The organism is Bacillus cereus, from assembly GCF_007678085.1.
In the GTDB taxonomy this organism is placed as follows: Bacteria; Bacillota; Bacilli; order Bacillales; family Bacillaceae_G; genus Bacillus_A; species Bacillus_A cereus_BE.
On the sequence record NZ_VEDW01000003.1, the window covers coordinates 1 to 20,799 of the forward strand.

Below are 20,799 nucleotides of genomic sequence, written 5' to 3' on the forward strand. Positions count from 1 at the left end.
TTCCGCAGTAGCTCAGTGGTAGAGCTATCGGCTGTTAACCGATCGGTCGTAGGTTCGAGTCCTACCTGCGGAGCCATGGCCCGTTGGTCAAGTGGTTAAGACACCGCCCTTTCACGGCGGTAACACGGGTTCGAATCCCGTACGGGTCATAAAAAAAGAGTCAGCACATTGCTGACTCTTTTTTATTGTGCGTTAATCCTCCTTTATCAACTGATTTTCCTGAAATAAATAAAGGGATTTAGGAAAAGCTATGGTATGTATAAAAAGGAGGAGATAAAAATGACACGAGTGAGAGACTTGATGAGCACTCATATTGTACATTGTACACCGCTAGACAATGTATATGAGGCTGCTGTAAAGATGAAAGAAGAATCGATTGGATTGATTCCGGTTGTTGAAAATGAGCAAGTTGTTGGGCTTGTTACGGACCGAGATTTAGTTGTTCGAGGGATTGCTGAGAAACATCCTGGATCTAATAAAATTACAAATGTAATGACAACAAACATTGTTTCAGTTTCTCCAGATGATTCTATTGAAAAAGCTACAGAGTTAATGGCACAGTATCAAATTAGACGATTACCAGTAGTTGAGGGTGGTCAACTTGTTGGGATGCTAGCGCTAGGTGATTTAGCTATAAGAGAATCTGCAGATGATCAAGCTGGATTTGCTTTAAGTGAAATTTCGGAGCACACGGAATGAAGAGATACTTTAATTAGTGGGATAAGTTACGTATAAAAATCAGATGCATTATTCTAGTATATATGGATTAAACTAATATGTTAGCATGATGTATCTGAGACATTATATAATAAGTATATAGTTAGTAATTTCGACAGTTTTTTTAAATTTGTCATTCTTAATTTTAAATAACAGAAAAAATGATATACTGATAGATATAAGTATTATGAAGAATTTTGAATATAACAATATTCATTGTTAATGATTTAATAATGGAGTATTATTTCCTATGTAGACAAAAGGGAAGGGGAATTATATGAGGGCTGTACAGCGCGATCCAAATTGGAATTTGGTTACAGATACATATATAGAACCAAATAATTTCGCTGAATTATTTTCTTTGCTTGTACCTTGTCATCCAAAAGGTGAAGGGAAAGAACGAACTATATTAGTGTGGAAAGAAAAAGAATTTTATAAAGAAGAAAATTTAGCGGCATTTATCTTGTATGGAATGAATAAAGTAAAGAATTTACCGCAATTTCATAAAGATGAAATTCCAACTTTAGTACGTATTCTTCGCTTATGCCAAGAGATTGGTTGGTATGAAGAAGCAAATACTTTTATGATAACTCAAGGACTTGCTGAGTTTGTTCACACTTCATTGGAATATGAAACGTGGGATCTTTTGACACAAGCGGTTGCTTTAAACTATTTAATTATTAAATATCGTATTGGTGAATTAACTGATGAAGATGTAGAAATTTGGGATAGAGTTAAATTTAATGAGAAATGTATAATGGACTGTAAACATCTATTATCCCATAAAGAAGTATTAGAATTTACATTCTTTTATATGTGTAAGAGAGCTAAATCTCTATCAAAAGAGCAATTAAATAGTGATATGATGAGTCTAGCAATGTATTGTAATACTTTTGTATATGACTTATATACACATGACTTATTACGAAAATATCGTAAGTGTACAGACTTCCTATCATACTATGGACCTAGTCAAGCGGTGTTAGCTTGTCAAAGAGCTGTACTTTCTCAAATTTCAGATCGATTAGACCCACTCAAGACTACTCATGTAGATGATTATCTATATGTAATGAAAGATATGATGGAGCACATGACGATAGGAATAATGGATCGATATGATCATTTCATCGGAAAACTATTATCATATGTGCCATTTTTTGAAATGATTCAAGTTCCACAACATGCGTATTATTGTGAAGAATTATTGTATATTTGTAAGGGCATTGAATATAAAGAAGAAATATTACGCAATTATATATTTATACAATTACATGATTGTTTACCATCATTCTTTAAACTATTTCTTAAAAATAAGCGTTATGCAACGATTCATGATATTCTGTTCTATTGGTGTGATGATGAACAAAGAATGAGCTTAGAGAAAAAATATAATCTTAGTTTTATTTATGAAAAATATGCTTGCGGATAAAGAGCATTTTCTATATAAATTAAAAAGGATCTCAATTGTGAGATCCTTTTTTTATTAGTAAAGCAAGGAGAATGTAATTAAGACGAGAAATAACATTCCATAAAGGAGAAATTGTGCCGTATAGCTTCCTTGTATACCAAAAAAAGTATTTGTTTTTTTATATAAATTCAATATATATTTTAGCGGATTATCTTTGAAAGATTGGTACACAGTGTCTCCTCTTTCTAAGCTTCTTGTTCGTGTTTTTTGTTATTAGGGACATTGATGTATCTAGCTATAAATAATAAAACAGCCATAAAAAATACAGGAAATACGGTAGATAAATAAAAACCATTACTAATAATATTTGCTATTAGGGCACTTAATAGAAAGATGGCATTATATATATGGGCAATTTTTTGTTTTAGTTGTACTTGAAAAGATTCCATCATAATTTCTAAAGCAACAAAAGCAATGATAATAGACAGAAATACAGTATTTGTATTGTAAATGATTAAACAACAGATTAAACCTAAAAAGGCTAAGTATTCAATTAAGAGAGGTATATTGATATTGCGTGGCATACAATTTACCTAACTAAATATGGCAGTGGGTTTACTGCATTTGTTTTTTCAAAATTCCATTCTCCATTGTGTAATTCGAAATGAAGATGTTGCCCGTATGAATGACCTGTGTTTCCCATATGACCTACTAATTGTCCAGCTTGTACTTGATCACCAGCTTGTACAGTGCGATCTTTCATGTGAGCATAGACTGTTGTATATAATTTCCCGTTTATTTGATGGGCGATGAACACAACATTGCCATAGCTAGCTGAATAATATGATTTCACAACTTTACCTGCCGCCGCCGCTTGTATAGAGACGTTACCTGGAGCTGCAATATCTATACCATAATGCATTTGTTCCCAGCGCATATCAAAGGTTGAGCTAATTTTTCCTTGTGTAGGGAATTTGAAAACTGCTGGAATGGAAGTAGGTTGAGCTGTTTGAGATTGTGATTGCGTTTGGTTTTGCACCACATAATGTTTTGCTACGTATCCGTATCCTGTGCCAAAGCGAATTTTATACCAAGTTCCTACAGTTTCTATTACTTGTAATTGTGTACCATTTTGTAATGAACCAAGCAGTGCACTACTTGTACTAGCGTTACTACGTACATTAAGTTTAGGTGTTGCAACTGTGTATTTCGTATTATTTTGAACTGTGATGCCTTTCACTAAAGCCTGTGAACCATTAGAAACGAATGCTTTTTGTACATAACCTGTTTTGCCATTATGTAAAATTTTATACCACTCGCCTTGTTCTTCTTCAATGGTAACGAATTTCCCATTTGGTAATACATCTAAAATTGAAGATTCTAAATTAGGTTCAGAGCGAACGTTTAATGCATTGGCATTAACGATATATTGATTATTAGATTGAAGTTTGTTTTTTAGTAGAATAGAATCTTTTTGTACGTAACCTACTTTATTATTAACAGATACTTTATACCAACCATTAGTTGTTTCAAGTATGTTCACTTTCGTATTAAAGCGAATTGTATCAATTGATGAGCTATTTGCGTTATTTTTTGTATGTAAGGCTACTTGATCGACTTTTACATATCCAGTTTTCACATTAGATAATTGTTCAGCGTTGGCTGTTTGTACATTTGTTTCTCCCATAGAAGGAAGTAAAGAGGCAATTGCGACAGTAGTTGCTGTTAAAGCAGTAGCTTTCATATTCATATAATAGAGACCTCCTCTAGTTGTATAGTTGTAATTTTATTATAGTATAAAGATATAATATAGTGGGTGTATTCACATAAATGTAATATGAAATCAATATAAAAATAAATTTTTTGAGGATAATGATTCCTTTTTATCCAATTAATTAGGATAATAATTTCTAAGATAGAATATAAGTATTATATAGTTTTGTTATTTTGTTGACAATTGAGAAAATTAAAACAGTTGATGATGTCTTATTACGATGTTATACTGACAGTGATAATTTCATAGTTTGCTAGGAGAGCTGGTGTTGCCAGCTGAGAGTAGGCCGTAAGCCTTTGATCCTTTTCATTACCTGATCTAGATTATGCTAGCGTAGGGAAGCAATTCGGACAATAATAATAAGTCCCCGTTTCTTTGCGTATAGAAACGGGGCTTTTTTGTTTGAAAATTTCATATTGAAACCACTAGGGGTGCTTGTTGTGCTGAGAGAGGAATAATCCTTAACCCTTATAACACCTGATCTAGGTAATACTAGCGAAGGGAAGTGGAGCAACGAATAAATTATAATTTTATTTGCTGTAACCACTTCTTATTTAGAAGTGGTTTTTTATTTATATACACATACTGGAAGGGGATAGGGAAATGAAATTTTGCGATAGATTATTAGAAACTGTACAACCAGTTTGGGAGATGAGTCATAATCATCCGTTTGTAGTAGGTATGGGGGATGGAACGTTAGAAAAAGATAAGTTTCAGTATTACATTATTCAAGATTATTTATATTTGTTAGATTATGCAAAGCTATATGCGATTGGTGTTGTAAAAGCAACGAATCCACAAGTAATGGGGAAATTTGCTGAACAAATTGATGGCATATTAAATGGAGAAATGACAATCCATAAACAATATGCAAAAAGACTTGGAATTTCTATAGAGGAGATAGAGTCTGCAAAGCCATCTGCTAAAAATTTAGCTTATACAAATTACATGATGTCTGTATCTCAAAATGGCACACTTGCGGAATTAATAGCAGCACTTCTTCCGTGTATGTGGAGCTACTGGGAAATTGGAAGGCGTTTAAATGATATTCCTGGAGCAAGAGATCATGAGTTCTTTGGTGAGTGGATTCAAGGATATAGTTCTGAAGAATACGGTAACCTTTGTATTTGGTTAATAGATTTATTAAATGAAATGGCAGTTGGAAAGTCTGAAAAAGAGCTAGATCGATTAGAGGAGATTTTCCTATATTCCAGTCGATTTGAATATTTATTCTGGGATATGTCCTACCGTAAGGAGATGTGGGGATTTGAGGAGCAAGAACACACTACAGTTTCATAATGTTTCTTTTCATTATGATGAGAAACCAATCATCAATGAATTAAATGCTTCTATACAAGATAAAGAGTTTGTAAGTATTATCGGACCAAGTGGATGCGGGAAAAGTACTCTATTTCGCCTTATTACAGGTTTAGAAGAAGCAAGTACTGGGCAGATAGAGCTGACAGAAACAAAGAGCCATCCTGTAGGGTATATGCCCCAAAAAGATATGCTCCTGCCGTGGAGAACGATTATTGAGAATGCTGCTCTGCCGCTAGAGTGCCAAGGTGTACAGAAGAAAGAAGCAGAAATAAAGGCAAAGGAACTGCTATATAAATTTGGCTTACAAGGGTATGAGACAAAATATCCGAAAGATTTATCTGGTGGTATGAGGCAACGTGTATCCTTTATTCGAACTTTATTAACAGGCGGGGAGATATTGCTGTTAGATGAACCGTTTAGCGCGCTGGACGCTTTAACGAAGGCATCTTTGCAAGAATGGTTGTTTGAACAATGGAAAGAGTGGAAAAAAACAATTTTATTTATCACTCATGATGTGGAAGAAGCATTGTTTCTTTCTAATCGAATTTTGGTAATAGAGCAGCAACCGATAACTACTTTAATCGAGAGGGTTGTACCGCTTGATTGTAATCGGACAAGAAAAGATTTATATAAGCCTGAAGTGTTAGCGCTTAAAGATGAACTTCTTAGTATGTTACAAAGGCAGGTACTCGTATGATGAACCGGTTGAAGGAGCTATTACCCGCCCTTATACTTTCTAGTATCTTACTTGCCCTTTGGGAAGTAGGTGCAAGAATTGTAGATGAAATGTACATTTTACCGTCACCGTCTGCAATTGTAATGAAGATATGGAAACTAAAAGATATATTATTTACGGTTCATTTGTCAGCAACATTATACGTCGTTTTAATAGGCGTGGCTATTTCTATCGTACTTGGGGTAGGGCTAGCGATGTTAATGAACGCGAGTAATTGGATGGAGAGAGCATTTTATCCATTATTGGTGGCTTCACAAACGATTCCTATTACAGCGCTTGCTCCACTTTTCGTTTTATGGTTTGGATATACGATTTGGAGTAAGGTCGTTGTTACGGTTTTAATTACGTTTTTCCCAATTGCGGTCAATACGTATGATGGACTACGCAGTACGAAAAAAGAATGGGAAGAGCTTTTAGTTACGTACGGGGCAACGAAAAAAGATGTTTTTCTTAAATTAAAGTTACCATCTGCTCTTCCTTATTTTTTCTCAGCTTTAAAAATTGCAGTTCCGCTTAGTGTAATTGGGGCAGCAATTGGTGAATGGCTCGGTGCACAAGCTGGGCTAGGATATTTCAGTAAAAGAATGATGACACAGTTAGACGGAGCAGGTGTATTTGCACCCATTGTATTGTTATCATTATTAGCTATTTTCTTCGTCATACTTATTTCGATATTAGAAAAGAAATTCATTAGTTGGAGGAAGTATTCATGAAATTATTAAAACGCATCTTTGTGTTCACATTATTAGTTGCAATGATTGCTGGATGTTCTAGTAATTCAGCATCAGATAAGAGTAAAAAAGAAAAAGAAATAACGGTCATGCTTGATTGGTACCCAAATGCGGTACATAGCTTTATTTATGCGGCAATTGAAAAAGGCTACTTTAAAGAAGAAGGAGTAAAGGTGAATATTAAATTCCCTTCCAATCCGACTGACCCATTAACTTTAGCAGCTGCAGGGAAAGTAACAGTGGGCCTATATTATCAGCCTGATGTTGTCATGGCAAAAGCAAATGAACAAATTCCAGTGAAATCGATTGGAGCTGTCGTACGTTCACCATTAAATCATGTTGTATCGCTGAAGTCAGCAGGCATTCAATCGCCGAAAGATTTAGAGGGGAAAACAGTTGGATATTCTGGAACACCTTTAAGTGAGATGTATTTAAAAACGATGGTAAAAGAAGCTGGTGGTAATCCAGATACAGTGAAAGTAGTCGATGTTGGCTTTGATTTAGTACCGGCACTAATTACGAAAAAAGTGGATGCGGTAACAGGGGCATACATTAACCATGAAGTACCTGTTATGCGTCATGAAGGTCATGAACCAGCATACTTTAATCCAGCTGATTATGGGGTACCGAATTATCATGAGCTTGTATTTGTAACAGGTGATAAAACGTTGAAAAAAGATAAAGAAGCGTTGCAAGCTTTCTTACGTGGTACGAAAAAAGGTTATGATTTTATGAAGAAAAATCCAGATGAAGCATTAAATATTTTATTAAATCATCAAGAAAAAGAAAACTTCCCACTTGTACCAGAAGTTGAAAAAGAAAGTATGAAAATTTTATTAGAGAAGATGGAAACGAAAGATGAGCCATTCTTATCGGATTCAAAAGAATCATGGGAGAAACAAAATAAATGGCTGAAGGATAAAGGAATGACGAAAGAAATCGTTCCGGCCGATGAATTATTCGAAAACATTTTAAAGTAGGCGAATGAATATGAAAAATGAGCTTCATGTAATCTCAAATGGTCACATGTCATTCGAAGAGTTAGTGAATGTAGCGATGCAAATTGAGAGTGAAATTGATTATTTGCATATTCGTGAGCGTGAGAAAAGTACGAAGGAATTGTATGAAGGTGTGGAAAGCCTTTTGAAGAAAGGCTTTCCGGCATCAAAAATAGTGATAAATGATCGAATTGATATTGCTATTTTATTAAACATTCCGCGCGTACAACTAGGATATCGAAGCGCAAATGTAAGGTCAGTGAAAGAAAAGTTTTCTTATTTGCATGTCGGTTATTCTGTACATTCTTTAGAAGAGGCGATCGAGGCATTTAAGAATGGAGCGGATTCACTCGTCTATGGCCATGTATTTCCGACAGATTGTAAAAAAGGTGTGCCAGCGAGAGGGCTTGAAGAGGTTTCAGACATTGTAAAGTGTTTATCCATACCGATTACAGCAATTGGAGGAATCACCACGGAAAACACCGGGGATGTTCTTACTAACGGTGTCAGTGGTATTGCTGTTATGTCTGGAATTATAAGTAGTAGTAACCCGTATAGCAAAGCGAAATCTTATAAGGAATCAATAAGAAAGTGGGCGGAAAAACATGTGTAAGAAGTATGATGTAGCGATAATTGGCGGTGGTGTAATTGGTAGTTCAGTTGCACATTTTCTAGCAGAAAGAGGACATAAAGTAGCGATTATAGAGAAGCAAAGAATTGCATCTGAAGCCTCGAAAGCAGCCGCTGGTTTACTTGGGGTTCAGGCAGAATGGGATGAATATGACCCACTATTTGAACTTGCTAGAGAAAGCCGTGCTATATTTCCACAACTTGCAGAAGTTTTACGTGAAAAAACAGGCATCGATATTGGGTATGAAGAGAAAGGCATTTACCGTATTGCTCAAAATGAAGAGGAGAAGGAAAGAATTCTTCACATTATGGATTGGCAGCAGAAAACAGGTGAAGATTCTTACTTTCTAACGGGAGATCATTTACGAGAGAAAGAGCCATTTCTTTCTGAGTCAATTATAGGGGCTGTATATTATCCGAAAGATGGTCATGTTATTGCACCGGAGCTTACGAAAGCATTCGCACATTCTGCATCATTTTCGGGTGCTGATATATATGAACAGACAGAAGTGTTTGATATTCGTATTGAAAACAATAAAGTGACTGGGATTGTGACGAGTGAAGGTAATATCACATGCGAGAAAGTTGTTATTGCGGGTGGTTCGTGGAGTACGAAATTACTAGGTCATTTTCACCGCGAATGGGGTACATATCCAGTTAAAGGAGAAGTAGTAGCGGTAAGAAGTAGAAAACCACTTTTAAAGGCACCTATTTTCCAAGAAAGATTTTACATTGCACCAAAGCGAGGCGGACGTTACGTAATTGGAGCAACGATGAAGCCTCATACGTTTAATAAAACTGTGCAACCAGAAAGTATTACTTCTATATTAGAGCGCGCGTATACAATATTGCCAGCTTTAAAAGAAGCAGAGTGGGAAAGCGCATGGGCAGGGTTAAGACCACAATCGAATCACGAAGCCCCTTATATGGGGGAGCATGAAGAAATAAAAGGTTTATATGCTTGTACGGGGCATTATCGAAACGGTATTTTATTAAGTCCTGTTTCTGGTCAGTATATGGCTGATTTAATAGAAGGAAAGCAGGAGAATCACTTGCTTGATTCATTGCTTTCTAAAACAGTTTAGAAAGGGGATGGAAGTTTGAATTTAAAAATTAATGGTAACCAACTTGAAGTGCCAGAGAGTGTAAAAACAGTGGCTGAGCTACTTACACATTTAGAGTTAGATAACAGAATTGTAGTAGTAGAGCGTAATAAAGATATTTTACAAAAAGATGATCATAAAGATACATCTGTTTTTGATGGAGACCAAATTGAGATTGTAACTTTCGTAGGAGGCGGTTGATTATGTTAAACATTGGACCATTTTCATTTCATTCTAGACTTTTATTAGGAACAGGGAAATTCCCTGATTTTGATGTACAGCAAAAGGCAATTGATGTATCTGAGGCTGAGGTTTTAACGTTCGCAGTACGTCGTATGGATATATTTGATGCAAAGCAGCCTAATTTATTAGAGAAACTTGATGTGAAAAAATATAAGTTATTACCGAATACAGCTGGAGCAAAAAATGCTGAAGAAGCTGTTCGTATTGCAAAATTAGCAAAAGCTTCAGGGCTTTGCGACATGATTAAAGTAGAAGTTATTGGTGATGATAGAACCTTATTACCTGATCCAGTAGAAACGTTAAAGGCATCTGAAATGTTACTAGAAGAAGGGTTTATCGTACTTCCGTATACATCTGATGATGTTGTATTAGCACGTAAATTACAAGAACTAGGTGTGCATGCAATTATGCCAGGAGCATCCCCAATCGGTTCAGGGCTTGGTATTGTAAATCCGTTAAATTTAAGCTTCATTATTGAACAAGCGACAGTACCAGTTATCGTTGATGCTGGTATTGGTAGCCCAGCTGATGCAGCATTTGCGATGGAATTAGGAGCGGATGGTGTGTTATTAAATACTGCTGTGTCAGGAGCAAAAGATCCTATTAAAATGGCGCAGGCAATGAAATTAGGTATTGAAGCAGGACGTTTAGGATTTGAGGCAGGTCGTATTGCACGTAAACGTTGTGCAACAGCAAGTAGTCCTTTAGAAGGAATGAGTGTAGTTGAATAATCGATATTCTCGCCAAGAACTATTTTCTCCAATTGGAGAAGACGGGCAACGAAAAATAAGAGAAAAACATGTACTTATTATCGGTGCAGGTGCATTAGGTAGTGCAAATGCAGAGATGTTTGTAAGAGCTGGTGTAGGCGCAGTAACGATTGTTGACCGGGATTATGTCGATTGGAGTAATTTACAAAGGCAGCAATTGTACGCAGAGAGCGATGTGGAAAATAATCTTCCGAAGGCTGTAGCGGCAAAAAAACGCCTAAAAGAGATTAATCGTGAAGTAAGAGTAGAAGCTCTCGTTCAAGACGTAACGGCTGAGGAATTAGAAGAACTCGTTACAAACGTTAATGTAATTATTGATGCAACTGATAATTTCGAAACGCGTTTTATTGTAAATGATATAGCGCAAAAATATTCTATTCCATGGATTTACGGAGCATGTGTAGGGAGTTATGGCCTTTCTTACACAATTCTTCCTAGTAAAACGCCATGTTTATCATGTTTACTACAATCGATTCCGCTTGGCGGAGCGACATGTGATACAGCGGGGATTATATCGCCTGCTGTATCTCTCGTCGTTTCTCATCAAGTAACGGAAGCTCTTAAACTGTTAGTGGAAGATTACGAATCACTTCGAGCTGGACTTGTATCGTTTGATGTATGGAAGAATGAATACTCATGTATGAATGTGCAAAAGCTTCGTAAGCAAAATTGTCCTTCGTGCGGAGAGAATGCATTGTATCCGTATTTAAATAAAGATAATACATCGAAAACAGCAGTGTTATGCGGGAGAAATACAGTTCAAATTAGACCACCTCATAAAAAGGAAATAGATTTTGAACGATATAAAGAGCTGCTGAATGATCGTGTTCATGATTTAAATGTAAATCCATATTTATTATCATTTTCTGTGGAAGAAAAGAGATTAGTTGCTTTTAAAGATGGTCGTGTACTTGTACATGGAACGAAAGATATAAGCGAAGCAAAAACAATTTATCATCGCTATTTTGGATAGAAAAGGATGAGTGGGATGAAAGTAAATAAAGCTTTAACAATTGCAGGATCTGATAGTGGCGGCGGTGCCGGCATTCAAGCTGATTTAAAAACATTCCAAGAGCTTGGTGTGTATGGGATGACGGCTATTACGGCAATTACTGCTCAAAACACGCTTGGCGTTCAAGGGGTATATCCAGTTTCGTTAGAAGGTATTACGGAACAGTTGAATTCAATTGGTACGGATTTAACACCAGATGCTGTGAAACTAGGAATGTTATTTAGCAGTGAAATTATTCAAATTGTAGCAGAACATATTAATAAATTTGGCTGGAATAATATTGTACTAGATCCTGTTATGATTGCTAAGGGCGGTGCATCATTATTACAACAAGAAGCAGTACAAGCATTAAAAGAATATTTATTACCAGTAGCAACGGTTATAACGCCGAATGTTCCCGAAGCAGAAGTGTTAACTGGAATGGAGATTCATAATGTTGAAGATAGTAAGGAAGCTGCGAAAGTACTGCATGAACTAGGTGCGAAATATGTACTTATGAAGGGCGGACATGCAGAATATCAAGGTAATGAAGTAGTTGATTTACTCTTTGATGGTGAGCAGTTTATTGAATTTAGAAGTGAACGGATTCCTTCAAAGCAAACACACGGAAGCGGGTGTACATTTGCTTCAGCGGTTACAGCAGGACTTGCGAAAGGATACTCAATTGAAGAGGCAGTTCAAGAAGCAAAACAATTTATTAGTATAGCAATTGAAGAGCCGCTAAATATTGGGAGTGGTCATGGGCCGACAAATCATTTTGCATATAATTTGAATAAAACGCAAGCATAGATAAGTAAAAAGTCAGTTGTATAGCTGGCTTTTTTTTTGTTTACTTTTTCCAAATATAGGAGTAATATATCAGCCAGAATATATTTTTGTAATACGCTGAGTCCAATTATATGGAGCGGAGGAACCAATTTGTGCAGTGTCACTAGGGGTGAATCTTTCAATTTTGAAAGTAGGGCTACTCTCAAAGTCCGAATCCGACAGCTAACTTCGTAAGCGTCTTGAGAGAGGACGGTGCCATGATGGATACATCACTTCATCGATCTGATTAGTATAGGGGAATATCAATCTATGTTTGAGTTCTTTTATGCTAAGGAGGATGAGGTACATGGAACTAACACTTATTTGTGTTGGAGAAGAAAGTAAGGTAAATAGTTTAATAGATTTAGTAGCATTTCAACATGAGTTAATTATTTTTACAGCAAATGAAGAGATAGCGGCTGAAGTTAGGAATTGTGGATTTGATTGGACGTATAGTTGTAGTAAGCAGCAGGATTTTACTAATATTTGTGAGTGTATTAAAAAGGTGATTTTACTAGGGGATGACCTTCCAATCGTTAGCTTTTTTACAGAACGCATTCGCTTTTCTTTTCAAGCACCTATTACTGTTGTTACAAGGAATAAACGATATCCAGCGAGGCTCTATGAAACAATTGGAGCTACATTTGTCGTGTTTACGAATTGTGATAATATTTCTTTTTTATTTTTTGAATAGGGTGGAGGAAAAGAAGATGAAAGTGTTGTTATTAGGAGATATAGCGAATCGTTGGGCGGTATCAGTAGATCGAGTTCAAGAATTGGTGGTGCTTGATCCTATTTTTCCAAGGCCCTATATTATATTGCCATCGAAAGACGCTTTATATTTAAAAACAGATGTTATTGAATATGAGCAGCTACATGCAGAATTGTCACAAGTTTATATTCGAGGGAGAAATTTACGTGCTTTTTTACGAGGAGAATAAATAGTGAAATAAAAAGAGCGAATGCGAAGTGCAACAAACTATGCACTTTATGTCATTCGCTCTTTTTATTTCGTATTTAAAAGATCATTTCTATGAAAATGAAAGAAAAGACGAGAAAATAGATGAAAGAATATTAATAATACTCAATGTAAGCGTTTAAATAGAATGATATTTTCTTATTTTCAGTAATTTGCCTCTTTACAAGTTAAATATAGAGGAGTATATTTACTCTCATAAATCATTCATAAAATTTCCAAAAAAACCTAAAATCGCTGAGTTCCAGAAATGGAGCGGGGGAACCAATTTTGTGCATCGTCACTTGGGGTGAATCTTTCAGTTTTGAAAGTAGGGCTACTCTTTAGGCCCGAATCCGACAGCTAACCTCGTAAGCGTTTAGAGAGGAGGTTTACTTTGTGTTGTTCATTTCGAACACTAAGTAGAGCTTAGTGTTCTTTTTTTGATAATTAAATGGTAAATTTTTACAAAGGAGAGATTGCTATGTTAGATGTTGTAATGATCGGGATTTTTGTTGTGCTAGTCGCATCAATGGCAAGTCTTGCAAGTTGGTCAGATAAAGTTGTGAAAGAAGGGAAGCAATCATGACGATTGCCTTATCGGTTATTGTTGCAGCAATTACGGTGTACTTAGTGTATGCATTATTAAATCCGGAAAAGTTTTAATTAGGGGGAGTCATTCATTATGATCTGGGTCGCAGTTGTTATTACAATGCTGTTGTTTATTCTTGTGGCAAAGCCAACGGGAATTTATTTAGAGAAAGCCTTTCAAGGTAGTAAAAAGCTAGATAAAGTATTCGGGCCTTTTGAAAAACTTATTTTTAAAATTACGGGTGTAAAAGAATACAATCAAACGTGGAAACAGTACGCACTATCATTAGTTTTATTAAATGGATTTATGATTGTTGTCGTATATTTCATTTTCAGACTACAAGGGGTATTGCCATTAAATCCAGCACACATTGAAGGAATGGAGCCTACGCTCGCTTTTAATACAGCAATTAGTTTTATGGCTGATACAAATTTACAGCATTATAGCGGTGAAAATGGTTTATCTTATTTATCACAATTAATTGGAATTACATTTTTAATGTTTGCAGCACCGGCAACGACGTTAGCACTCGTTATGGCATTTATAAGAGGGCTCGCTGGAAAAGAACTCGGTAACTTTTTCGTTGATTTTACGAGAGCATTAACGAGAGTATTTCTTCCTATCGCATTTATTGCGGCGCTAGTTTTTGTTGCACTTGGTGTACCACAAACGTTAGACAGTGCTGTTACAGCACAAACGATTGATGGGGCAAAGCAAAGTATATTACGTGGGCCTGTTGCATCATTCGTTTCCATTAAGGAACTTGGAAATAACGGCGGTGGATTTTTCGGAGCAAACTCTACGCATCCTTTTGAAAATCCAGGACAAATGAGTAATATTTTGCAAATGATGCTTATGATGTTATTGCCAACAGCACTTCCGTTTACGTACGGACGAATGGTAGGCAATAAAAAACAAGGTCGTATCCTCTTCGTATCACTATTCATGGTGTTTCTACTAGGATTTATAACGATTACGACATCTGAATTACAGGGGAATCCAGCGTTAAATGGATTGGGTATCGAACATGTACAAGGCAGTACAGAAGGAAAAGAAGTACGATTTGGAACGGTATTTTCTTCCCTATACGCAACAGTAACGACAGCTGCCGAAACAGGCGCCGTTAATACGATGCATGATACGTTAACACCAATTGGCGGATTAGTACCACTCGTAAATATGATGTTAAATACAGTATACGGCGGCGTTGGAGCAGGTTTTGTGAACATTATTATGTATGCGATTATCGCAGTCTTTATATCTGGATTGATGGTTGGACGGACACCAGAATTTTTAGGTAAGAAAATTGAAGGGAAGGAAATGAAATTAATTGCGGTAACGATACTATTTCACCCACTACTCATTTTAGGATTTTCAGCACTAGCTCTTTCAACAAGTTTAGGAACGGATGCTATTTCTCATTCTGGTTTCCACGGTTTAACGCAAGTGGTATATGAATACACATCGTCAGCTGCGAATAACGGATCTGGATTTGAAGGATTAGCGGATAATACACCGTTTTGGAATATTACAACTGGTTTAGTTATGTTTTTAGGACGCTATTTCAGTTTAATTACGATGCTAGCTGTTGCAGCTTCATTGAAAGAAAAGACGGTTGTACCAGAAACAGTCGGAACGTTTCGTACGGATAATAGTTTATTTGGCGGCATTTTCATCGGAACAATTGTAATTGTCGGTGCATTAACATTCTTCCCGATGTTAGTACTTGGTCCAATTGCAGAATTTCTTACATTGAAGTAATGGAGGGTAAATGATGAGACCGGTAGTGGTAAAAGAAAAAAGAGTAAATGAGTCACAAATACATGCTGTAGAAGATGAAGTTAGACAAGCGAAAACGATGGATCGTGATATCGTGAAACATGCGATGAAACAATCCTTTGCGAAATTGAATCCGAAAGTCATGATAAAGAATCCGATTATGTTTGTTGTAGAAATTGGATTTATCATTACGTTCATTTTATCTTTTCTTCCAAGTCATTCTAGTAGTGTACCAGGATGGTTTAATATAACAGTTTCTCTCATTCTATTATTTACAGTTTTATTTGCTAACTTTGCAGAAGCGTTAGCGGAAGGGCGGGGGAAAGCGCAAGCCGATTCTTTAAAACAGTCGAAGAAAGATGTGTTTGCAAATGTTGTAAAAGAAAATGGAGACATTGTTCAAGTTTCAGCAACTGATCTGAGAAAAGATGACGTTGTTATTGTAAAACAAGGAGAAATGATTCCAAGTGATGGAGAAGTCATAAAAGGATTAGCGTCAGTTGATGAATCTGCGATTACAGGGGAATCGGCTCCTGTAATAAAAGAAGCGGGCGGTGATTTTTGTTCCGTAACAGGCGGAACGATGGTTGTAAGTGATGAGATTACAATTGTCATTACGAGCAATCCTGGTGAATCATTTATTGATAAAATGATTTCGTTAGTAGAAGGAGCTGCTCGTCAAAAAACGCCCAATGAGATTGCTTTAAATACAGTATTAACGAGCTTAACGCTTATTTTCTTAATCGTCGTTGTGACGTTGCCGATTTTTACAAACTATTTAGGGTTTCAAATTGATACAGCTGTACTTGTAGCGTTGTTAGTTTGTTTAATTCCAACGACAATTGGTGGTTTATTATCAGCAATTGGTATTGCCGGGATGGACCGTGTGACAAAGTTTAATGTGTTAGCGATGTCGGGTAAAGCAGTAGAAGCTGCGGGAGATATTAATACAATCATTTTAGATAAAACAGGTACGATTACTTTCGGGAACCGAATGGCACATACATTGCTTCCTGTAGGGAATGAGACGATTGAGCAAGTAGGAAAATGGGCTGCGATTAGTTCAGTTTTAGATGAAACACCAGAAGGTCGATCAGTTATCGAATATGTAAAAACGAAATCTATATCATATAATCGAGAAATTGCAGAACAAGGTGAATTTGTTCCATTTAAAGCAGAAACGAGAATGAGTGGTGTCGATTTACAGGACGGAACGAAAGTGAGAAAAGGTGCTGTAGGTAGCGTGATTGAATGGGTTAGGTCGCAAGGCGGAACAATTCCGAAAGATGTAAATCAAAAAGCAGATTTCATTTCAAAAGAGGGCGGAACACCACTGGTGGTTGCAGTGGATAATCGTATTTACGGTTTAATTTATTTAAAGGATACAGTAAAACCTGGTATGCGTGAACGTTTTGAACAATTGCGCCAAATGGGGATTAAAACGGTTATGTGTACGGGTGATAACCCATTGACAGCAGCAACGATTGCAAAAGAAGCAGGGGTAGATGAGTTTGTTGCTGAGTGTAAGCCAGAAGATAAAATTGCAGTTATTAAAGCAGAGCAAGATAAAGGGAAACTTGTAGCGATGACAGGTGATGGTACAAATGATGCGCCGGCATTAGCGCAGGCTGACGTTGGATTAGCGATGAATAGTGGGACGACAGCTGCAAAAGAAGCAGCGAATATGATTGATTTAGATTCGAATCCGACAAAAATTATTGAGGTTGTAGGAATCGGTAAGCAATTGTTAATGACGCGTGGTGCGTTAACGACGTTTAGTATTGCGAATGATATTGCAAAATATTTTGCAATCATTCCAGCTATGTTTACACTTGCGATTCCGCAAATGGAAGCATTAAACATTATGAAACTAACATCACCACTGTCGGCGATTTTATCAGCATTAATATTTAACGCTGTTATTATTCCGTTACTTATTCCATTGGCGATGAAAGGTATCGCATATAAACCGATGAGTTCGAATGCACTACTTGGACGTAACCTATTTATTTATGGGCTTGGCGGAGTGGTTGTACCGTTCATTGGAATTAAAGTAATTGATATAATTGTCGGCTTGTTCATATAAGGAAGAGGGGGAAAAAGATGGCGAAGAAACAAAGTATACTATCACCAATCATCCGTATTACTTTTACATTTTTAGTTTTGTGCGGCCTTGTATATCCGCTTATTGTAACTGGTATTGCACAAGCAGTAATGAAGGATAATGCGGATGGAAGTCTAATATATAATGATAAAAATGAAGTGATTGGTTCTACATTAATCGGTCAAAATTTCACAGATCCACGTTATTTTCATGGGCGTGTTTCTAGTATTGAATATAAAGCAGAAGCATCTGGTTCAAATAACTATGCACCGTCTAATCCAGATTTAGAGAAAAGAGTAGAGAAAAGTATTGAAGAGTGGAAGAAACAAAACCGGGCCGTACCAGTTACAGAAGTGCCAATCGATTTAGTGACAAATTCAGGTTCAGGGCTTGATCCTGATATTAGTCCACAGGCAGCTTCCGTACAGGTAGATCGTATCTCGAAATTAACGAAAATTCCGAAAGAAACGCTAGAACAATTGATTAAAGATCAAACGGAAGGTGCGGCACTTGGCTTATTTGGAGAAAATCGCGTGAACGTCTTAAAGTTAAATTTAGAATTACAGAAATTAATGAAATAGTAACAGCGCTACCTCAATCTAACGGATTGAGGTAGTGTTGTTTCGAAAGAAAGGTTGTGAGTGTTTTGTATGCGGATGACTATAAACCAACTTTTCAAAGGCGAACGCCAGAAGAGTATTTAGAATATATTCGTCAGCAAAATCGTGGGAAGTTAAAGCTATATATAGGAGCAGCTCCAGGGGTAGGGAAAAGTTATAAAATGCTATTTGATGCTAGAGAGATGAAAAAGGACGGTACGGATATTGTAATTGGTTTAATTGAAACGCACGGGAGAAAAGAGACGGAAGACGCAATTGCTGATTTAGAAAAAGTTCCTTTAAAAGAAATAGATTATAAAGGGAAAGTATTTTATGAACTCGATGTAGAAGGAATTATAAAACGTGCACCGCAAGTAGTTGTTGTAGATGAACTTGCGCATAGCAATATTCCTGGATCTAAAAATAAGAAACGTTATATGGATGTACAGGAATTGCTAGATGCCGGTATATCCGTATTATCAGCGTTTAACATTCAACATTTAGAAAGTGTTCATGATATTGTAGCTCAAATTACGAATGTCAAAGTGCGAGAACGTATTCCAGATTTTATTTTACAAAAAGCAAATGAAATTCAGCTCGTCGATGCAACGCCGGAAGTATTAAGGAAGAGATTAATAGACGGGAAAATATATAAAGAAGAAAAAATAGAGCAAAGTTTACAAAACTTTTTTACGCTCAATAATTTAGGGGCACTAAGAGAATTATCACTTCGGGAAGTTGCCGATGATATGGACGAGAAAATTAGCCAAACTGTTATAGAACCGATTGGCGTGAAAGAAAAAATTCTTGTTTGTGTACAATACAGTTCAACAGCAGAGAAATTAATAAGACGGGGATGGCGCATGGCTGATCGGCTAAACGCTGAATTGTATGTATTAAATGTAGAAAGAGAAAATATAGATTCTCTTTCAGCAGGGAAAAAGCAAACGATTGAAGAGTGGAAGTCGCTAACGAATCAATTCGATGCAAGTTTTGTATTAGAAGAAGCAAACGGTAGAAAGCCGGCTGATGTTATTATTGAAGTCGCGAAAAGACTACAAGTAACGCAAATTTTACTCGGACAATCGGCAAGAACAAGGTGGGAAGAAATACGAAAAGGTTCTATTGTAAATGAAATTATGAGAGAAACGAAGTATATTGATATTCATATCGTTGCGGATCAAAGAGTTTAGAATAGAGACCATCTATAGGTCTCTATTTTGCTTTTTGTACAGCCTGAAAACGTATCATTTTCAGTGCGCATAAAATAATAAATAGAAATGTAATTGCACCTAGGAAGAAAATCCAAAAGTAAGTTTGATTAAATACAAGAAATCCACCTACAAGTGGCCCTGTGCCCATACCGAGATAGCGGATGAAGTTGTACATACCGATAGCAGTTGCACGGTCTTGCACGAATTCTTCCGTTAATAAAGTAGTGTGAGTTGGCATAGAAAGTCCCATACTAAAACCGTATAAAGATGTAACGATAATGATGAATGGGATATTGATGCTATATGTGAAAGAGAATAAAGTGACACATATAATATTGAAGAAACTAGTGATGAATAAAGCTTGCTTTGTTGTAAGGCGTTTTTGCAAAAGCTTGTAGCAATAACTTCCTAACATAATAGAAAGGGACATTGGTACAAATATAAGGCCAATTGTACTTGCAGTTAAGTGAAATGAATTTGTTAAAATGCTCGGTAAAAAAACGAGGAAGCAAAAGTAAATACAAAATTGAATGAAGCCAATAAGAGTAATAGAAAATCCAGTTTTATTTTTTAAGATAAACCAGCAATTCTTTTTTGCTTGCGGTTGCTTACTTACAGTTGGTTTTGTTTCTGGAAGTAGTGAAATGTTTATGATCAATAAGATGATACCAATTGTAGATAAAAACAGAAATACGGATAAGTGGCCATTTATACTGCCGAGATAACCACCTATGAGAGGGCCAATCGCAGGAGCGAGAGCAAGTAACATTTGATACAGGCTCATCGCTTCTCCGCGTTCTTTTCCTTTGAATAAATCACCGATAATCGTTGCTGCAACTACAGGTATAGCTGCTATTCCTAAAGCTTGAACAGCTCTAAAGAATAGAAATAAGTAAATGTTCGCCGAAAAAGCACATCCGATTGAGCCAATTGTACTAATGATTAAACTAGGGATAAGGACAGATTTCCTTCCTTTTGTATCAATTAAAGGTCCATATATGAGCTGCATAATTGCAAGAACGAATGTGAAAAGGGAAACTGTTAAATTTACAAGATAAAGAGAAGTGTGAAAAGAACCTTGAATCATAGGCAAGATAGGCGTGTAAATATTTTGAGCGAAAGAACCGAGTAAGGCACTCATACAGACAACATATAAAATGAAATGTGGTTTGGATTTGTTCATCGTGTTAACCTCCTTGTAATTTAGTTTCCTAGGAAACTAAATTTATTTTAACATGTTTTTCTCACTTGTAAATATGAAAAAATGATTTTAAAATGGTATATAGTTAAATTGTTTCTTTGGAAAC

23 protein-coding genes, 2 tRNA genes and 4 riboswitches are annotated in these 20,799 nt (G+C 36.3%); of the genes, 22 read left to right on the plus strand and 3 right to left on the minus strand.

What is annotated here, in order from left to right; translation table 11 throughout:
- The first annotated feature begins 1 nt into the window (after position 1).
- From FS742_RS13625 to FS742_RS13640, 4 genes are all read left to right on the plus strand, one after another.
- Positions 2 to 76 (plus strand) — tRNA-Asn (locus FS742_RS13625).
- Between the two features lies 1 nt (position 77).
- Positions 78 to 149 (plus strand) — tRNA-Glu (locus FS742_RS13630).
- Between the two features lie 130 nt (positions 150 to 279).
- The gene (locus FS742_RS13635) at positions 280 to 699 is read left to right on the plus strand and encodes a CBS domain-containing protein (protein ID WP_144612932.1); all 420 of its coding nucleotides are present in this window, start codon (positions 280 to 282) and stop codon (positions 697 to 699) included.
- A gap of 295 nt (positions 700 to 994) precedes the next feature.
- The gene (locus FS742_RS13640; protein ID WP_144612934.1) at positions 995 to 2,146 is read left to right on the plus strand and encodes a DUF3965 domain-containing protein; all 1,152 of its coding nucleotides are present in this window, start codon (positions 995 to 997) and stop codon (positions 2,144 to 2,146) included.
- Positions 2,147 to 2,370: 224 nt separating this feature from the next.
- Here FS742_RS13640 and FS742_RS13645 read toward each other — a convergent pair whose 3' ends face one another.
- Both FS742_RS13645 and FS742_RS13650 read right to left on the minus strand, forming a co-directional pair.
- Positions 2,371 to 2,709 (minus strand): hypothetical protein, encoded by a 339-nt coding sequence (locus tag FS742_RS13645; protein WP_144612936.1) that lies wholly within the window; start codon positions 2,707 to 2,709, stop codon positions 2,371 to 2,373.
- A gap of 5 nt (positions 2,710 to 2,714) precedes the next feature.
- On the minus strand, positions 2,715 to 3,875 hold the full coding sequence (locus FS742_RS13650; protein WP_144612938.1) for an SH3 domain-containing protein: 1,161 nt from the start codon (positions 3,873 to 3,875) through the stop codon (positions 2,715 to 2,717).
- A 269-nt stretch (positions 3,876 to 4,144) separates the two neighbouring features.
- Positions 4,145 to 4,256: riboswitch (TPP riboswitch) on the plus strand.
- A gap of 60 nt (positions 4,257 to 4,316) precedes the next feature.
- A riboswitch (TPP riboswitch) is annotated at positions 4,317 to 4,420 on the plus strand.
- A gap of 82 nt (positions 4,421 to 4,502) precedes the next feature.
- Here FS742_RS13650 and tenA point away from each other — a divergent pair.
- The 18 genes from tenA (at position 4,503) to kdpDN (ending at position 19,471) form a co-directional block, all read left to right on the plus strand.
- Positions 4,503 to 5,198, plus strand: a complete 696-nt coding sequence (gene tenA / locus FS742_RS13655; RefSeq protein ID WP_144612940.1) for a thiaminase II — start codon at positions 4,503 to 4,505, stop codon at positions 5,196 to 5,198.
- Positions 5,167 to 5,916 carry an ABC transporter ATP-binding protein gene (locus tag FS742_RS13660; protein WP_144612942.1) on the plus strand — a complete coding sequence of 250 codons (750 nt, stop codon included), beginning with the start codon at positions 5,167 to 5,169 and terminating at the stop codon, positions 5,914 to 5,916. The genes tenA and FS742_RS13660 overlap by 32 nt, the downstream gene beginning before the upstream one ends.
- Entirely contained in the window at positions 5,916 to 6,668 is a 753-nt protein-coding gene (locus tag FS742_RS13665) for an ABC transporter permease (RefSeq protein ID WP_144613883.1), read from the plus strand. The genes FS742_RS13660 and FS742_RS13665 overlap by 1 nt, the downstream gene beginning before the upstream one ends.
- A complete protein-coding gene (locus FS742_RS13670; RefSeq protein WP_000771335.1) occupies positions 6,665 to 7,666 on the plus strand; it encodes an ABC transporter substrate-binding protein in 1,002 nt (333 codons plus the stop codon). Before FS742_RS13665 ends, FS742_RS13670 begins: the two co-directional genes overlap by 4 nt.
- A 10-nt stretch (positions 7,667 to 7,676) precedes the next feature.
- Positions 7,677 to 8,297, plus strand: coding sequence for a thiazole tautomerase TenI (gene tenI / locus FS742_RS13675; RefSeq protein WP_144612944.1), 621 nt, complete (start codon positions 7,677 to 7,679; stop codon positions 8,295 to 8,297).
- On the plus strand, positions 8,290 to 9,399 hold the full coding sequence (thiO, locus tag FS742_RS13680; RefSeq protein ID WP_144612946.1) for a glycine oxidase ThiO: 1,110 nt from the start codon (positions 8,290 to 8,292) through the stop codon (positions 9,397 to 9,399). Before tenI ends, thiO begins: the two co-directional genes overlap by 8 nt.
- 15 nt (positions 9,400 to 9,414) lie before the next feature.
- A complete protein-coding gene (thiS, locus tag FS742_RS13685) occupies positions 9,415 to 9,618 on the plus strand; it encodes a sulfur carrier protein ThiS (RefSeq protein ID WP_144612948.1) in 204 nt (67 codons plus the stop codon).
- A 2-nt stretch (positions 9,619 to 9,620) separates the two neighbouring features.
- A complete protein-coding gene (gene thiG / locus FS742_RS13690) occupies positions 9,621 to 10,391 on the plus strand; it encodes a thiazole synthase (RefSeq protein ID WP_144612949.1) in 771 nt (256 codons plus the stop codon).
- Entirely contained in the window at positions 10,384 to 11,403 is a 1,020-nt protein-coding gene (locus tag FS742_RS13695) for a thiazole biosynthesis adenylyltransferase ThiF (RefSeq protein WP_144612951.1), read from the plus strand. Before thiG ends, FS742_RS13695 begins: the two co-directional genes overlap by 8 nt.
- Before the next feature lie 6 nt (positions 11,404 to 11,409).
- Positions 11,410 to 12,231, plus strand: coding sequence for a bifunctional hydroxymethylpyrimidine kinase/phosphomethylpyrimidine kinase (gene thiD, locus FS742_RS13700; protein WP_144612953.1), 822 nt, complete (start codon positions 11,410 to 11,412; stop codon positions 12,229 to 12,231).
- Positions 12,232 to 12,315: 84 nt separating this feature from the next.
- Positions 12,316 to 12,463, plus strand: a riboswitch (cyclic di-AMP (ydaO/yuaA leader).
- A gap of 93 nt (positions 12,464 to 12,556) precedes the next feature.
- Complete coding sequence (locus tag FS742_RS13705) at positions 12,557 to 12,943, plus strand: hypothetical protein (RefSeq protein ID WP_144612955.1); 387 nt, start codon at positions 12,557 to 12,559, stop codon at positions 12,941 to 12,943.
- A 16-nt stretch (positions 12,944 to 12,959) separates the two neighbouring features.
- Positions 12,960 to 13,190 (plus strand): hypothetical protein, encoded by a 231-nt coding sequence (locus FS742_RS13710; RefSeq protein WP_048526269.1) that lies wholly within the window; start codon positions 12,960 to 12,962, stop codon positions 13,188 to 13,190.
- Between the two features lie 260 nt (positions 13,191 to 13,450).
- Positions 13,451 to 13,596: riboswitch (cyclic di-AMP (ydaO/yuaA leader) on the plus strand.
- Positions 13,597 to 13,688: 92 nt separating this feature from the next.
- A complete protein-coding gene (locus FS742_RS13715) occupies positions 13,689 to 13,793 on the plus strand; it encodes a SipW-dependent-type signal peptide-containing protein (RefSeq protein ID WP_000887889.1) in 105 nt (34 codons plus the stop codon).
- On the plus strand, positions 13,790 to 13,870 hold the full coding sequence (kdpF, locus tag FS742_RS13720) for a K(+)-transporting ATPase subunit F (RefSeq protein ID WP_000150656.1): 81 nt from the start codon (positions 13,790 to 13,792) through the stop codon (positions 13,868 to 13,870). Before FS742_RS13715 ends, kdpF begins: the two co-directional genes overlap by 4 nt.
- 19 nt (positions 13,871 to 13,889) lie before the next feature.
- Positions 13,890 to 15,557, plus strand: a complete 1,668-nt coding sequence (gene kdpA / locus FS742_RS13725; protein WP_144612957.1) for a potassium-transporting ATPase subunit KdpA — start codon at positions 13,890 to 13,892, stop codon at positions 15,555 to 15,557.
- 13 nt (positions 15,558 to 15,570) lie between these two features.
- Positions 15,571 to 17,661, plus strand: coding sequence for a potassium-transporting ATPase subunit KdpB (gene kdpB, locus FS742_RS13730; protein ID WP_144612959.1), 2,091 nt, complete (start codon positions 15,571 to 15,573; stop codon positions 17,659 to 17,661).
- A gap of 17 nt (positions 17,662 to 17,678) precedes the next feature.
- Positions 17,679 to 18,260, plus strand: a complete 582-nt coding sequence (kdpC, locus tag FS742_RS13735; protein WP_144612961.1) for a K(+)-transporting ATPase subunit C — start codon at positions 17,679 to 17,681, stop codon at positions 18,258 to 18,260.
- A 56-nt stretch (positions 18,261 to 18,316) separates the two neighbouring features.
- Positions 18,317 to 19,471, plus strand: a complete 1,155-nt coding sequence (kdpDN, locus tag FS742_RS13740; protein WP_144612962.1) for a KdpD-like non-kinase potassium sensor — start codon at positions 18,317 to 18,319, stop codon at positions 19,469 to 19,471.
- Between the two features lie 22 nt (positions 19,472 to 19,493).
- On the opposite strand, the gene FS742_RS13745 is transcribed toward kdpDN, so the two are convergent.
- Entirely contained in the window at positions 19,494 to 20,675 is a 1,182-nt protein-coding gene (locus FS742_RS13745) for an MFS transporter (RefSeq protein WP_144612965.1), read from the minus strand.
- Positions 20,676 to 20,799: the final 124 nt, after the last annotated feature.